16 protein-coding genes and 1 pseudogene are annotated in these 12,650 nt (G+C 55.0%); 7 read left to right on the forward strand and 10 right to left on the reverse strand.

Annotated features, from left to right (window positions below):
* The first annotated feature begins 253 nt into the window (after positions 1-253).
* The 3 genes from ABS758_RS14710 (at position 254) to ABS758_RS14720 (ending at position 1,904) form a co-directional block, all read left to right on the forward strand.
* Positions 254-682 (forward strand): cupredoxin domain-containing protein, encoded by a 429-nt coding sequence (locus ABS758_RS14710; RefSeq protein ID WP_350384104.1) that lies wholly within the window; start codon positions 254-256, stop codon positions 680-682.
* 87 nt (positions 683-769) lie between these two features.
* A complete protein-coding gene (locus tag ABS758_RS14715; protein WP_350384103.1) occupies positions 770-1,351 on the forward strand; it encodes a M23 family metallopeptidase in 582 nt (193 codons plus the stop codon).
* A gap of 79 nt (positions 1,352-1,430) precedes the next feature.
* Positions 1,431-1,904 carry a c-type cytochrome gene (locus ABS758_RS14720; protein WP_350384102.1) on the forward strand — a complete coding sequence of 158 codons (474 nt, stop codon included), beginning with the start codon at positions 1,431-1,433 and terminating at the stop codon, positions 1,902-1,904.
* A 23-nt stretch (positions 1,905-1,927) separates the two neighbouring features.
* Here the strand turns inward: ABS758_RS14720 and ABS758_RS14725 are convergent, their stop codons facing one another.
* Positions 1,928-4,177 (reverse strand): heavy metal translocating P-type ATPase, encoded by a 2,250-nt coding sequence (locus ABS758_RS14725; RefSeq protein WP_492304524.1) that lies wholly within the window; start codon positions 4,175-4,177, stop codon positions 1,928-1,930.
* A gap of 567 nt (positions 4,178-4,744) precedes the next feature.
* Here ABS758_RS14725 and mntP point away from each other — a divergent pair.
* The gene (mntP, locus tag ABS758_RS14730; protein ID WP_350384100.1) at positions 4,745-5,314 is read left to right on the forward strand and encodes a manganese efflux pump MntP; all 570 of its coding nucleotides are present in this window, start codon (positions 4,745-4,747) and stop codon (positions 5,312-5,314) included.
* Positions 5,315-5,352: 38 nt separating this feature from the next.
* On the opposite strand, the gene ABS758_RS14735 is transcribed toward mntP, so the two are convergent.
* Both ABS758_RS14735 and merR read right to left on the reverse strand, forming a co-directional pair.
* Positions 5,353-6,411 (reverse strand): DMT family transporter, encoded by a 1,059-nt coding sequence (locus ABS758_RS14735; RefSeq protein WP_350384099.1) that lies wholly within the window; start codon positions 6,409-6,411, stop codon positions 5,353-5,355.
* Positions 6,412-6,418: 7 nt separating this feature from the next.
* A complete protein-coding gene (gene merR / locus ABS758_RS14740; protein WP_350384097.1) occupies positions 6,419-6,850 on the reverse strand; it encodes a mercury resistance transcriptional regulator MerR in 432 nt (143 codons plus the stop codon).
* 40 nt (positions 6,851-6,890) lie between these two features.
* On the opposite strand from merR, the gene merT reads away from it, so the two are divergent.
* From merT to ABS758_RS14755, 3 genes are read left to right on the forward strand one after another with little or no spacing between them, the layout of a single operon-like run.
* Positions 6,891-7,271: a mercuric ion transporter MerT gene (gene merT, locus ABS758_RS14745; protein WP_350384096.1), complete on the forward strand. Its 381-nt coding sequence runs from the start codon at positions 6,891-6,893 to the stop codon at positions 7,269-7,271.
* A gap of 12 nt (positions 7,272-7,283) precedes the next feature.
* A complete protein-coding gene (merP, locus tag ABS758_RS14750) occupies positions 7,284-7,568 on the forward strand; it encodes a mercury resistance system periplasmic binding protein MerP (RefSeq protein WP_350384095.1) in 285 nt (94 codons plus the stop codon).
* Positions 7,565-7,786, forward strand: a complete 222-nt coding sequence (locus ABS758_RS14755; RefSeq protein WP_350384093.1) for a GDCCVxC domain-containing (seleno)protein — start codon at positions 7,565-7,567, stop codon at positions 7,784-7,786. The genes merP and ABS758_RS14755 overlap by 4 nt, the downstream gene beginning before the upstream one ends.
* Positions 7,787-8,002: 216 nt before the next feature.
* Here ABS758_RS14755 and ABS758_RS14760 read toward each other — a convergent pair.
* The 7 genes and pseudogenes from ABS758_RS14760 to ABS758_RS14790 all read right to left on the reverse strand — a co-directional run.
* A pseudogene (locus tag ABS758_RS14760) lies at positions 8,003-8,239 on the reverse strand (NADPH-dependent FMN reductase); the annotation flags it as partial.
* Complete coding sequence (gene arsC / locus ABS758_RS14765) at positions 8,236-8,661, reverse strand: arsenate reductase (glutaredoxin) (RefSeq protein WP_350384092.1); 426 nt, start codon at positions 8,659-8,661, stop codon at positions 8,236-8,238. The pseudogene ABS758_RS14760 and the gene arsC, both read right to left, overlap by 4 nt.
* Positions 8,662-8,670: 9 nt before the next feature.
* Positions 8,671-9,741 carry an ACR3 family arsenite efflux transporter gene (arsB, locus tag ABS758_RS14770; RefSeq protein WP_350384090.1) on the reverse strand — a complete coding sequence of 357 codons (1,071 nt, stop codon included), beginning with the start codon at positions 9,739-9,741 and terminating at the stop codon, positions 8,671-8,673.
* A gap of 143 nt (positions 9,742-9,884) precedes the next feature.
* Positions 9,885-10,382, reverse strand: a complete 498-nt coding sequence (locus ABS758_RS14775; protein WP_350384088.1) for an ArsI/CadI family heavy metal resistance metalloenzyme — start codon at positions 10,380-10,382, stop codon at positions 9,885-9,887.
* Complete coding sequence (locus ABS758_RS14780; RefSeq protein WP_350384086.1) at positions 10,379-10,714, reverse strand: ArsR/SmtB family transcription factor; 336 nt, start codon at positions 10,712-10,714, stop codon at positions 10,379-10,381. The genes ABS758_RS14775 and ABS758_RS14780 overlap by 4 nt, the downstream gene beginning before the upstream one ends.
* A 140-nt stretch (positions 10,715-10,854) precedes the next feature.
* Complete coding sequence (locus tag ABS758_RS14785; RefSeq protein WP_350384085.1) at positions 10,855-11,724, reverse strand: metallophosphoesterase; 870 nt, start codon at positions 11,722-11,724, stop codon at positions 10,855-10,857.
* Positions 11,725-11,780: 56 nt separating this feature from the next.
* Positions 11,781-12,650, reverse strand: an 870-nt coding sequence (locus ABS758_RS14790) for an AAA family ATPase (RefSeq protein WP_350384084.1), incomplete at its 5' end; no start/stop codon positions are given.

The following is a 12,650-nucleotide window of genomic DNA, read 5'->3' on the forward strand; positions in this document are numbered from 1 at the left end:
TTGAAGCTCGCATCATGTCTCGCCATGAAAAACACCCCAAAGGTTGGATTGGTGTCCAACTTTTGGGGTGCAGTTCATTGTGGCGGGCTTGAGTTTTCGATTTTAACTGTTGTACCAGTGGGCATCACGCTTGATGCCCTTACCCTTTAACTGTCAAAAAACGGTTTTTATGAAAAAAATACTCTCTATATTGATCTTAAGCACGTTACCAGCCCTGGCACTGGCCGCTGGGAGTCACGGTGGAGGTCATGAGATGAAAGATGGCACCATGATGCAAGACCACGATATGTCCAGCATGAAAGAAAACAGCTCAGCCATGGGACAACCTGGCGACGCGGCCAAAGTCACCCAGACAATAGAAATCGTCATGGACGACTCAATGCGCTTTACACCAGGAGAGATCAACGTAAAGGCCGGTGACACCGTCCGGTTTCTAATTAAAAACTCTGGCAAAGTCCCCCACGAAATGGTGATCGGATCGGCCGCCGAAATGCGCGATCATGCAGCCATGATGAAAAAGATGCCTGGCATGAAGCATGCCGAACCCAATATGATTTCGCTTAACCCCGGCCAAAAAGGCGGGCTGGTCTGGCAGTTCACTCAAGCTGGTACCGTTGACTTTGCTTGCCTGATAGCTGGGCACATGGAAGCAGGCATGGTCGGCAAGGTAAAAGTCGGGTAACGCGATGTTCTCCCACATCCGCTAGAGCCGATTTGGCTACAAAAGTCGAGCCGTGCTCTAGCACTATCCAAATATTTTCCATGTGACATGTATACGATATTAAAGAACCTATTTCTGATCGCCAGTTACCTCGTGGTAGGTACTGCGGCCGCATCCGAGGTCAGGCAAATCTCTATCGTCGAAGACCCCGTTCACGTACTCGGTGAACACTCACATAAGGCGGCTCCTCGCCTGGAAAATCTGCGGAAGATATTTTTTGACACGCCGCTGAGCAAACGCGCGCGTATCAATTCTGCATTTGGCTATCGACTTCATCCCGTATCGGGCAAGTGGGCAGGCCATCAAGGTCTTGATTATCCTGCCCCCAAAGGCACACCCATCCGTGCAACAGCTCGGGGAAAGATATCTTTCATCGGCACCCAGAATGGATATGGGAAAGTGATCTTTATAGAGCATAACGCTATGTACTCCACCGTCTATGCCCATCAAAGTCGTTTTAAGAGTGGCCTGAAGAAAGGGGCAAGCATCGAAAAGGGGCAGATCATTGGGTATGTGGGCTCTACCGGGATATCCAGCGGCCCCCATCTGCACTACGAGCTGCGAGTCAATGATCAGCCGGTAGATCCTATCCAAGAAAAGCGACGACTGGCCGCCTACGCCCAAAAATGAGGTTACAGTTTTGCTGCCCAAGTAGCGGTAGTCCACACGCGACATTGACCCCACAGTAACAAGGATAACGACGACATTCATGAAGAAAGCAACTGCGATTATTGGCGTATTTGGCATTTTGGCGCTTGGCACAGGCGTATTCATATATGAGTCTTCGAGGAGTTCACAATCGACTTATATTGATCCTTCAGATCAAGCACTCGTGACCCTTGGAAGGCAAATCTACGCCAACAATTGTGCTGCCTGCCACGGAGCAAAGCTGGAGGGCCAACCTGACTGGCGGATGCGCCGAGCAGACGGACGTCTGCCCGCGCCACCCCATGATGTAACGGGGCACACCTGGCATCATCCAGACACTGTATTGATTGAGATCGTCAAAAATGGCTTGGTACCAGGCAAAACCGCGCCTCCCGGATACGTGAGCGATATGCCTGCCTATGACAAGCTGCTGAGCGACGCTGATATTGCAGCCGTACTGGCTTATATCAAGAGCTCCTGGCCGCCGAAAGCGCTGGCTGCCCAGAAGGAAATCACGCTACAACCGCAACAGTAAGTGCCCGACCAAGGGATGGCCAATTACTTTGCATTGCGCAAGCGCAATGCATTGGCCACCACCGATGCTGAACTCAGACTCATGGCGAGCGCCGCAAACATGGGTGAAAGCAGCAGGCCCGTCAGCGGATAGATCACACCTGCTGCCAGCGGCACACCCAAGGCGTTATAAACAAAGGCGAACCCCAGGTTTTGCTTCATATTCGTAATCGTCGCATCAGACAAATGACGGGCGATTGATATCCCTCGTAAATCACCTTTTACCAGCGTGACCTGAGCGCTATTCATGGCGACATCAGTACCGGTGCCCATAGCAATGCCCACATCGGCTTTTGCCAAAGCGGGCGCGTCATTAATACCATCCCCAGCCATCGCTACGATATGTCCCTGCTTTTGAAGCTCGGTGACAAGATCAAGCTTATCGGCTGGCTTTACCTCCCCATGGAATTCGTCGATACCCAGGCGCTGGGCAACCGCTTTGGCGGTGGATACCCCATCGCCGGTGGCCATGATGACCCGGATTCCAGCCGCCTTCAGTTCATCCACCGCTTCTTGCGTGCTGGATTTGATAGGGTCCGATACAGCAAGCAGGCCTAATAGGCGACCATCTGCCGCAAGATACATGACGCTTGCACCCTGGACACGCAGGTTCTCTGCCTTCTCGCTCAGTATCGCGACATCAATGTCTTCTTGCTGCATCAACGCGGTATTACCGAGTGCTAGGCGCTTGCCTTCGACCGTGCCGCGAACCCCGATCCCCGTACCAGACTCAAACCCATCTACCGTAGCCAATTCGATGCCCTGGCCACGTGCGGCGCTGACAATGGCATCGGCCAATGGATGTTCGCTGCCCTGATCCAGACTGGCAGCCAGGCGCAAGACCTCGTCAGCAGTACCGCCTTGGACGGGAACCGCTTGCTCAAATATGGGTCGTCCTTCGGTCAGGGTGCCGGTCTTATCGACGATCAAGGTATCAACTTTGCGGAAATTCTCGATCGCGGCCGCATCGCGGAACAAGACGCCGTGCGTCGCACCTCGACCCGTCGCCACCATGATGGACATGGGCGTAGCCAGGCCTAACGCGCACGGGCAAGCAATGATCAGGACGGCCACCGCATTGATGAGGCCATATACCCAGCTTGGCTGTGGTCCCCAGAGCCCCCACACGAAAAACGTGATGATAGCAATAGCGACCACCGCCATGACGAAATACCCTGCCACGTGATCAGCCATGCGCTGCATGGGGGCTCGGGAGCGCTGTGCCTGCGCCACGAGCTGCACGATCTGAGCCAATACCGTAGCCGCACCGACCTTCTCGGCGCGGATCACCAAGGCGCCGGATGTATTCATCGTTGCACCGATCACCTTGTCGCCCACGCGCTTGCTTACCGGTAGCGGTTCACCGGTCAGCATGGATTCGTCAATTGAACTTGCGCCCTCCTCTACCGTCCCATCAACCGGCACTTTTTCGCCTGGGCGCACGCGCAAGCGATCGCCTTCATGGACATGGGTAAGCGGTACGTCTTCTTCAGTGCCATCAGGCCCGATACGTCGTGCTGTTTTCGGCGCCAACCCCATGAGGGACTTGATGGCCGCAGAGGTCTGCGAGCGCGCCTTTAACTCAAGAATTTGCCCAAAAAGCGTCAGTGAGATGATGACGACTGCGGCCTCAAAGTACACCGCGATGCGCCCCATGGACAGAAACGTATCCGGGAATACTTCAGGTGTGACGGTTGCCACGACGCTATAGATAAAAGCCGCTGCGGTTCCTAATCCAATGAGTGTCCACATATTCGGGCTGCGGTTAATCACCGATTGAACACCTCGCACAAAAAACGGCCAACCTGCCCAGAGCACCACCGGGAGGGAGAGCACTAGTTCAATCCAGCTTTGGGTGGTCAGCTCAAACCAGCCCAACTGGTGTCCGAACATGGCCAGCGTGGTGACGATCAGGGTGAGCGGCAAGGTCCACCAAAACCGACGGCTAAAGTCCACCAACTCGGGATTATCATCATCGAGTGTGGGCATAAGCGGCTCAAGCCCCATACCGCACTTGGGGCAGTTTCCGGGTTGGTTTTGGCGAATCTCGGGATGCATCGGGCAGGTGTAGATCGTGCCTGGCGCAGCTACCTCGGTGTGCTGCTCTCCTGCTTGATTCTTAGAGAGATATTTGGCCGGGTCGGCGCTGAATTTGGCTCGGCAGCCAGCACTGCAGAAATAATACGGCCGACCGTCATGCTCAAGATGGTGTGGCGATTGTTCGGTCACCGCCATGCCGCAAACCGGATCTTTTAATGTCAAAGCCGAGGACTCAGTCGGCTCAGCGTGAGCCTCACCAATTCGCATTGATCCAGTGCTCAAATCACCTCGCTGGCCGTGATGAGCATGGTCGTGATCGTGGTTGTGTGGTGTCATAGCGCAGCCGCTTTCCCCGTTTGATACTGGGCTACGCTGACCGCTATCACCATCCAGAAATAGCGTAGAGCCCAAGATTGAAACAGATGGTTAGGCAGATTGATCATGCCATACTTCGCTGCCCTCAAAGCTAACAATTTGCCATCAGTTTCATTACATTTCTGTCATCTTCTCGCGCGGCCAACTTGCCGCCCCACAGGTCTGATTCCTGCAACCGTCCAAACTTGTTCGCTGCAGTTAGCCCGGTATAATGGGTGTCACACTTTGGGGAGTAGCCATCTTCTGAGCAATTCAGGAGAGTCCATGTCAACATTCTCGACTTCTGCCGTGGCATGGATAGCCGAAAGGTAGGCAAGACCATTGACATTTCTGCGTATCGAGTCGGGCGCGCAGAAGTGCCATGGCCGCCCGACTGGAACTCCTATCATGAGCTTTACCTCCCTCGTTTTCTTAGCCCTTGCTATGTCTACTGACGCGTTTGCCGCAGCGATTGGCAAAGGCGCAGTCATGCAAAAGCCCCGCCTTTTCCAGGCGCTACGCATTGGCTTGTTGTTTGGCATTATCGAAGCCATTACGCCCGTAATCGGCTGGGCCATCGGCTCAATAGCAGCTGCCTGGATCGCCGAATGGGATCATTGGATCGCTTTTATCCTGCTGCTTGTTTTGGGCGGCCGAATGATTTGGGAGGGCGCCAAAACAGAGGATGAGGCTGCCAATATAGAGGAACCCAAAGACCAATCCTTCGTCACCCTTGCCCTGACTGCTGTCGCAACCAGCATCGATGCGATGGCCGTCGGAGTGGGTCTTGCCTTCATCGAAGTCAGTATTGTTGAAGCAGCACTTCTAATCGGGCTGGCGACGACGATTATGGTGACTATCGGCATCATGGTTGGACGGTACTTGGGGAGTGTTATCGGTAAGAAAGCTGAAATTCTCGGCGGGCTCGTATTGATCGGGGTCGGCGCCATGATCCTCTATGAGCACTTATCTACCTAAGATTTGGGCCATGCAGTTTGCTGGGGAACGGCATGGGATCAATGCTTGTGTCGATGATGAGCATCCGGAAAGTGCTCGTGAGCGTGGGTTAACGGCTCATGACGATGCCAATGGCTATGTGCGATACCCGGCGCGACGGGCGTATCGTGCGAATGCTGATGATGCTCATCATGGGTATGCTGATGCTGATGCTCTAGCGCCTCATGAGTATGAGTATGGCTGTGGTGCTCAGTCAGGTGCAGCCATATGCCGATCGCCATTAATAGGCCCGCGACAAGTAGGGGCGTAGTCACTGGCTCTCCCAACATGATAGCCAGCACGGCACCAAAGAACGGCGCCACCGAAAAATATGCCCCGGTACGTGCGGTACCCAGATGGCGCAGACCCACAACGAATAGCGCCAAGCTCACGCCATAGGCTAAAAACCCCACCACCATGGCGCCAGCCAGACTTGGCCATGATGGCATCGAGGAACCCAGAATAAAAGCCAAGGTTAAATTGACGGTACCGGCGACAAGCCCCTTCACCGCAGCGATCCATGTGGCGTCTGTAAGCGAGACCTTGCGCGTGAGATTGTTGTCTACGCCCCAAGCCAAACATGCTCCTAGCGCAGCCAATGCTGGCCAGAGGCCCGCAAAGCGCGCTTCGCCAGGCCAGCTCAGCACCAACGCTCCAGCGACAATGACCGCCATGCCCAGCGCAATGCGACGATCAAAATTTTCTTTGAAGACGAACCACGCCAAAAGCGCCGTAAACACCCCTTCTGCATTCAGCAGCAAGGAGGCGCCCGATGCCGGCATCCCCGTTAAGCCGATCATGAGCAAGACCGGACCAACCACGCCGCCAGCGCCGATGGCCCCGAGCAGCCAGGGCACTTCATGGCGTGGTAAGCGCACCGCTGGAGCGCGCTTTAAGCGGCGATAGAGTGTGAGTCCAACACCGGAGCCCAGATAAAGCAGGCCGGCCAGCAGCCATGGGCTGACACTCTCCAGCAGTAATTTAGCCAGAGGTGTCCCGGCGCCGAACAGCAGCGCTGCAAGCAAGGCCGAAATCACACCCGGTTGACGTAAATTCTGCTTCCAGTTGAGGATAGGCATGTGAACTCTACAGAGGTTTGGTGGAGAATTCGTTTGGCTCGCGCAATGACGCGATCAGCGGACATTTGACCGCATTGTGCGCTGAGTCGCATTGGGCCACGAGTTGATCAAGTGCCCTTTCGATACGCTGCAGATCAGCGAGCTTTTCGCGTACGTCTTGAAGCTTATGCTCGGCAATCTCACGCGCATCCTCGCAATGCGTGCCGTCGTCAAGCTTCAGTAGCTCACCCACTTCGGCAAGGCTAAAGCCCAGTCGCTGCGACGTTTTGATAAAGCGCACCCGATCAAGATCGGCGTCGGTATAGCGGCGAATACTGCCATAGGCGCGCTCCGGCAGAGGCATCAGGCCCTTGCGCTGGTAGAAGCGAATGGCCTCAACAGTAATCCCAACAGCCTGCGCCAACAGGCCCACAGTGAGCGTCTTTGATGTGTTTTCCATTAGTTGACTCTGTACTTAAGTACAGCATTAAGCTTACATCATGCGAACCGATGCTACCAACAAAAACACCTCCCCGCCCACACAGCCAGGGCACGCTGCATTGCTTGCCGGTGGAATTGCTGCGCTCCTCGCCTCGACCTGCTGTCTGGGGCCGTTAGTGCTGATCGCACTTGGCGTGTCGGGGGCCTGGATCGGCAATCTGACCGTGCTCGAACCCTATCGGCCCCTCTTCATAAGCGTGGCATTAGTGGCGTTGTTCTTTGCCTGGCGACGTATCTGGCGGCCTACCCTCGTGTGTGCGCCTAGAGACATGTGTGCCATGCCGCAGGTCAGGCGCATCTACAAATTGTTATTCGGCGCCGTATCGGGGCTAGTGCTGAGTGCACTCATGTTTCCGTATATCGCGCCATGGTTTTACTAGAAGGAAGATGGTATGAAAAAGATTCTTGCCGTAGCCGCCTTGAGCGTGTTGACTACCCCAGTCTGGGCCATCCCCACGACCGTCACATTGTCTGTGCCGACGATGGATTGTCCGGTATGCCCCATTACGGTGAAGAAAGCGCTCACCAAGGTACCGGGGGTAAGTCAGGCGGAAATAGACTTTGGCAAGCGACTGGCCACCGTGACCTTTGAGAGCTCCAAGACCAATGCCGATGCTCTCGTAAAGGCTACGACGGATGCAGGCTATCCGTCGACGTTGGTGGAGCACACGAAGTGAGTACCATTGTCCTGAAGTCGGCCCTGACTTGTCCCGAATGTGGGTACGTCAAAGCAGAAATCATGCCGACCGACGCCTGCCAATGGTTCTACGAGTGCGAGCAATGCCACGTTGTGCTGAAGCCCAAGCCTGGCGACTGCTGTGTGTATTGCTCATACGGTTCGGTGCCGTGTCCACCAGTTCAGGAGCATGACAAGGAGAGTGGTTGCTGTGGCTGACATTGGCCGCAAGCAACCTGGGCAGTCGCTTGTAATTACTTCGGTCGCTACACCTCCACCTGTCCCGCCTGGTAAGCAAAAAACGAAACACCCGCACTCGGAACCCAAAGCCCCGTGAAGGGGCGACAAAGCCGACATGCAAAAGCAAGAAAACTAGCGATTGAGGGGAAGCTTCTTTGATCAAAAAAACAGCTTAGATAATACTTAGAACGCTACTGGTACGCTATCCGTCACTGGTAAACCATGTGGATCAAAAACGCGGGTTTCGACGCCAAACTGCTGCAAAATGCGTTCAGCTTCCAGTGTGAGCAGTCGGCTGTATGAGGTCTCACGAAGCGAGCCATACAACAACAGAATGCGAGGGGCATGGGTGCTGGCACGTATCGGCTCCAACTTGCTCAAATCAGGTGCATCCAGCACCGACGGTATAACGTTGGGCAATGTTTCGATCATCGGTTTGCCCTCCGGCCTGCTGAGTCCACCACCACCTCCCCATCCTCCTTAGAGAAGGCTCCTTGTTGAGGAGAAGGCAGAATGTCGAGCACGAGCTCCGATGGCCGGCACAGGCGCACCCCAAGCTCTGTGATAACGAACGGGCGATTAATCAGGATCGGATGCGCCAACATGGCATCCAATAATTGATCATCTGTCAGGTCAAGGTTATCCAGGCCGAGCTCCACATAAGGGGTGCCCTTTTCCCGGATCGCCTGGCGCACCGATAAGCCTGCTTGACGAATCATATTCTGCAGCTCGGCACGAGCCGGTGGCGCGCTCAGATACTCGATCACCTGCGGCTCTATGCCCGCATTGCGAATCATGGCCAGCGTATTGCGGGATGTGCCGCACTCGGGGTTGTGATAAATGGTTGTAGACATCGTGGATCCTTAGCTTGCCTTTGCTTCATACCAGGGGCGTGAGCGATTAACGATGCGAACCACGACCAGCATGATGGGTACTTCAATGAGCACGCCGACCACGGTAGCGAGGGCCGCACCAGATTGGAAACCGAACAGGCTAATAGCTGTGGCCACAGCCAGTTCAAAGAAATTACTGGCGCCGATCAGAGCCGACGGCCCTGCCACACAATGGGCTACGCCAAGCTGGCGATTCAGGTAATAGGCCAGGCCAGAATTGAGTACGACCTGAATCAGTATCGGGATCGCCAGCAGTAGGATAATCAGTGGCTTTTCAACAATCGCGTTGCCCTGGAAACCAAACAGCAGAACCAGCGTGGCCAACAGTGCGGCGATAGAGTACGGGCCCAATGCATTGACCACGCGCTGATATGTCGCTTCTCCCCTGGAGAGCAGCAGCTTACGGATCAATTGCGCGATGAACACCGGAACGATGATGTACAGCACGACCGACGTTATGAGCGTATCCCACGGCACCGAGATCGAGGATAGCCCGAGCAATAGAGCCACTACCGGTGCAAACGCCACGATCATGATGGCATCGTTGAGTGCCACCTGAGATAGTGTGAAATAGGGATCACCCTTGCATAGCTGCGACCAGACGAACACCATCGCTGTACATGGCGCGGCAGCCAGCAGAATCAACCCTGCTACATAACTATCAAGCTGGTCAGCAGGTAACCATCCAGCAAAGAGATGTCGAATGAAAATCCAAGCCAGCAACGCCATCGAAAAGGGCTTCACCAGCCAGTTTACGAATAGTGTTACGCCGATGCCCCGCCAGTGGCTTGCCACCTGCCCCATGGCTGCGAAATCAATCTTGATCAGCATGGGGATGATCATGACCCAGATCAGTAGCCCCACCGGAAGGTTGACTTGCGCCACCTCCAAAGCAGCGATGCCTTGAAATACCCCCGGCATTCCTTGACCCAGCAAAATACCAGCCACGATACACAGCATTACCCAGACAGTCAGGTAGCGCTCGAAGAAACTGATGCCACGGCCCTGAGGTACAGCGGATACTTGTGCTACCGAACTCATTCCTTAGGCTCCACTGTCACCTTACCGGCTGGTTGACTACCAGCGCTATAGGCTCGAAAGTGTCCTTTGCCCAGCACATTGAAAGTTTTATCAGACATGATGGGTTACTAATTTGAAGTCATAAAAAGGTTGATCCATTAGGCCTAGCAGCACGATGAGCCAGGCTTACAGCATGCGTTTTCTGCCTCGGGCGGCACATCGAAGGAGCTTGGTGCAGGTGTGCAGCACGCAGCACCCTTGCCTGTAGCCTGACGAGATTGGCCATAGGTCGGTGCGCCTTCCAACGTCTGAAATGACTCCCAGGCGACGCCTTGGGGATCGATAGACCAGTATTTGTCGGATTTTGCATAGCAGCAGGTCGCATTGCTTTGTTCCTGCAAAGGCAGGCTCGCGCTTGCCAGGCGATCTTGCATTTCTACCAGTTCCTCATCTGATTCGACTTGGATTCCAAGGTGGTCGACACCGAGCTTGTCTGGCGATGCACCCTGGGCGGAAATAGCAAAATTCACCCGCGGATTGTCAAGTGCCCACTTCGCATAGTCGGGTTTAACCGTTGTGGGTTCAGCTGCGAAGAGCGCTGAGTAGTAGTGGATGCTGGCCGGCAGGTCGGCGACCGCGACATGGACATGGAAGCGTTTCATGATTTGGACTCCAATGTGGTATCACAGCTGATGATGGGCGAGCACGGATTACCGCCGCAGCAGTTATCAGTGAGGTAGCCAAGCAGATCATTCATCGTCTCGTAGCGTGCTGAATAAATGATCGACCGACCGTCCTGACGACTGGCAAGCAATCCTGCCCGGTGCAGCTCTTTCAGATGAAATGACAATGATGAGGCGGGTATCTCCATCAACTCAGCGATACGACCTGCGGGCAGGCCCTCTGGCCCGGCTTGCACCAAGAGGCGAAAGACCGATAGGCGGATCGAGTGAGCTAGGGCGGCAAGTGCCTCAAGGACTGTGTTCGTTTCCATAGTTCGACTGTAGCCGAAATATCAAACCTACACAATCACTTTTTAGAGACCTTGGATAGGTATTCCCTGTGTCCGGGGTTAAGTGGCACTATCCGAAGCGACCACTGGCCAAGCTATACGTCCGACCCTGATCCCAGCAGTCAACAGTCTGGGTAATTAGGGCCCACTATCATGCCGCCATGGGTCGAGCCACTTCTGCACGGCTGATGATCCAGAACCACCAGGCAGCTATTTCGCTTCCTGGCATATGCTCCCCGATCAATAAACAAGTGGGAAGCGTGCAGCACCATGCATTTCAACGGCGTATGCCCAACATAGGTCAGCGCAAGTCCGGAGCTCCGTGGTTTGTGACTAGCCACTAGTTTCCCATAAGAGGTATCCACCTCAGATGCCTCACCCATTCTGATCTCCCGAATCAGCCGCCTTCCCCAGGTGAGCGGTTCGATCATTGTCGCAAGCACCTCATCGTTGATCATTGTGTCAGTCAGCACCTGTTTTGGTGATGAACTCTCCTTACCCTTGAACCAGGTACTGACTTCATCCACGTATCCAGTCATCAGCTCCGCATGCGCAACATGAAATCGCGCCGCGCCCTCTCCAACCGTGATGACATAGGGAAGTTTCGCCACCCGAGGCACCAGATCCTCCCAGAGTTCATCCTGCTCGGATTTATCCAAGTCCAACACCCAGCGCCCGCCGTTGCGAAGAAGCAGATCCGTAGCCCTGCCGTAAGCATATGGAGCAACTACCGGGTAGGCATAATCGAGGAGCATATCCTCATGGTTGCCTCGCACCGCATGAAACCACGGCTCATGCAACAGCCGCAGACAACCCATGGAGTCCGGCCCACGATCCGCCAGATCTCCCACTGAGAAGATACGATCCCGAGTGGTGTCGAACTCGATTCGATCCAGCTCCGCCTGAAACAGATCCAAACACCCATGCAGATCCCCGACTACGAAGTCGCGGCCAGACAAATTCTCAGGAAAGCGTTGATGTAAGACTTGCATAATCACTCTACTTTTTGAGTGCCCCAACCGGCCGACAACTGGCAGGCGGGGACGGGTTAATGCAGGGTGTAGACGGCACCATTTGCCTCACCCCCAAAGAGATCAAGCAATGCACGGCGAAGCTCGCGTGGGGCAAGCCCCCGCAGAAGTGCGATCTGATGCGGAGTGACCGTCAAGGTGCCTTCAGGCAGTCCCCAGCTGCGCGCCAGGTCAGCAAGCATCCCCCGCACAATGCTCTCCGTGTGCTCCGGCCCAGGGGGTGGAAAATACACCGGACGCAAACGTGAGAGCAGTGGTTCTGGCACTCTCGCCAGGGAATTGCTTGTTGCAACGTACAGGCAATGTGAAAGATCACACTCGGCCATGAGATAGATGTCCTGGTACCGTTTGGCATTGCCAGGCTCAAGCAGATCAAGCAGCGCCTCCTGGGGATCACCGCCATTGCTGTAACCAGCACCTGTCTTGTCGATCTCATCGAGCACGAACAGAGGATTGGCGATACGCGTTTGCTGGATGAATTCCAGCATCCGAGAGGGGCGATTACTTGACCAGCCTCGCGCCACCCCCTTCAAGACCTTAACGTCGGACATACCAGCAAGATTGATGACCGTGTTGGGTGTACCCAGCAAGTCACTCAGGCGCTGCGCAAAGCGTGTCTTACCTGTGCCCGGCAACCCCGCCAGTAAGATGGGAGACAAGCCCAAACGCACTGCTCCGTGATGCCGCCGAGCAAGCAGATCGCTCATCACGGTACCAATTGCCTCGATAGCCCAGGGAAACTCTGCCTCCAGAGCACGGCGGATTGCCTCCAATCCCGTGAGGTCAGGCAAAGAAGTGAGTGCTACCGGTCCCCCTCGGTCACAATAGATGTCCGGTCCTCTGAAAACAGAAATTGAGGGAGCGATCGGAATGAATTCATTTCCACC

It is taken from the genome of Castellaniella sp. FW104-7C03, assembly GCF_040276085.1.
In the GTDB taxonomy this organism is placed as follows: domain Bacteria; phylum Pseudomonadota; class Gammaproteobacteria; order Burkholderiales; family Burkholderiaceae_B; genus Castellaniella.

Bases quoted from the DNA above. Each gene is read 5' to 3' on its own strand.
- merP (WP_350384095.1), top strand. From the start codon at position 7,284: ATGAAAAAGATTCTTGCCGTAGCCGCCTTGAGCGTGTTGACTACCCCA.
- ABS758_RS14710 (WP_350384104.1), top strand. From the start codon at position 254: ATGAAAGATGGCACCATGATGCAAGACCACGATATGTCCAGCATGAAA.
- arsC (WP_350384092.1), bottom strand. From the start codon at position 8,661: ATGTCTACAACCATTTATCACAACCCCGAGTGCGGCACATCCCGCAAT.
- ABS758_RS14785 (WP_350384085.1), bottom strand. From the start codon at position 11,724: ATGCAAGTCTTACATCAACGCTTTCCTGAGAATTTGTCTGGCCGCGAC.
- ABS758_RS14780 (WP_350384086.1), bottom strand. From the start codon at position 10,714: ATGGAAACGAACACAGTCCTTGAGGCACTTGCCGCCCTAGCTCACTCG.
- ABS758_RS14775 (WP_350384088.1), bottom strand. From the start codon at position 10,382: ATGAAACGCTTCCATGTCCATGTCGCGGTCGCCGACCTGCCGGCCAGC.
- mntP (WP_350384100.1), top strand. From the start codon at position 4,745: ATGAGCTTTACCTCCCTCGTTTTCTTAGCCCTTGCTATGTCTACTGAC.
- ABS758_RS14715 (WP_350384103.1), top strand. From the start codon at position 770: ATGTATACGATATTAAAGAACCTATTTCTGATCGCCAGTTACCTCGTG.
- arsB (WP_350384090.1), bottom strand. From the start codon at position 9,741: ATGAGTTCGGTAGCACAAGTATCCGCTGTACCTCAGGGCCGTGGCATC.
- merT (WP_350384096.1), top strand. From the start codon at position 6,891: ATGCGAACCGATGCTACCAACAAAAACACCTCCCCGCCCACACAGCCA.
- merR (WP_350384097.1), bottom strand. From the start codon at position 6,850: ATGGAAAACACATCAAAGACGCTCACTGTGGGCCTGTTGGCGCAGGCT.
- ABS758_RS14725 (WP_492304524.1), bottom strand. From the start codon at position 4,177: ATGGCGGTGACCGAACAATCGCCACACCATCTTGAGCATGACGGTCGG.
- ABS758_RS14735 (WP_350384099.1), bottom strand. From the start codon at position 6,411: ATGCCTATCCTCAACTGGAAGCAGAATTTACGTCAACCGGGTGTGATT.
- ABS758_RS14720 (WP_350384102.1), top strand. From the start codon at position 1,431: ATGAAGAAAGCAACTGCGATTATTGGCGTATTTGGCATTTTGGCGCTT.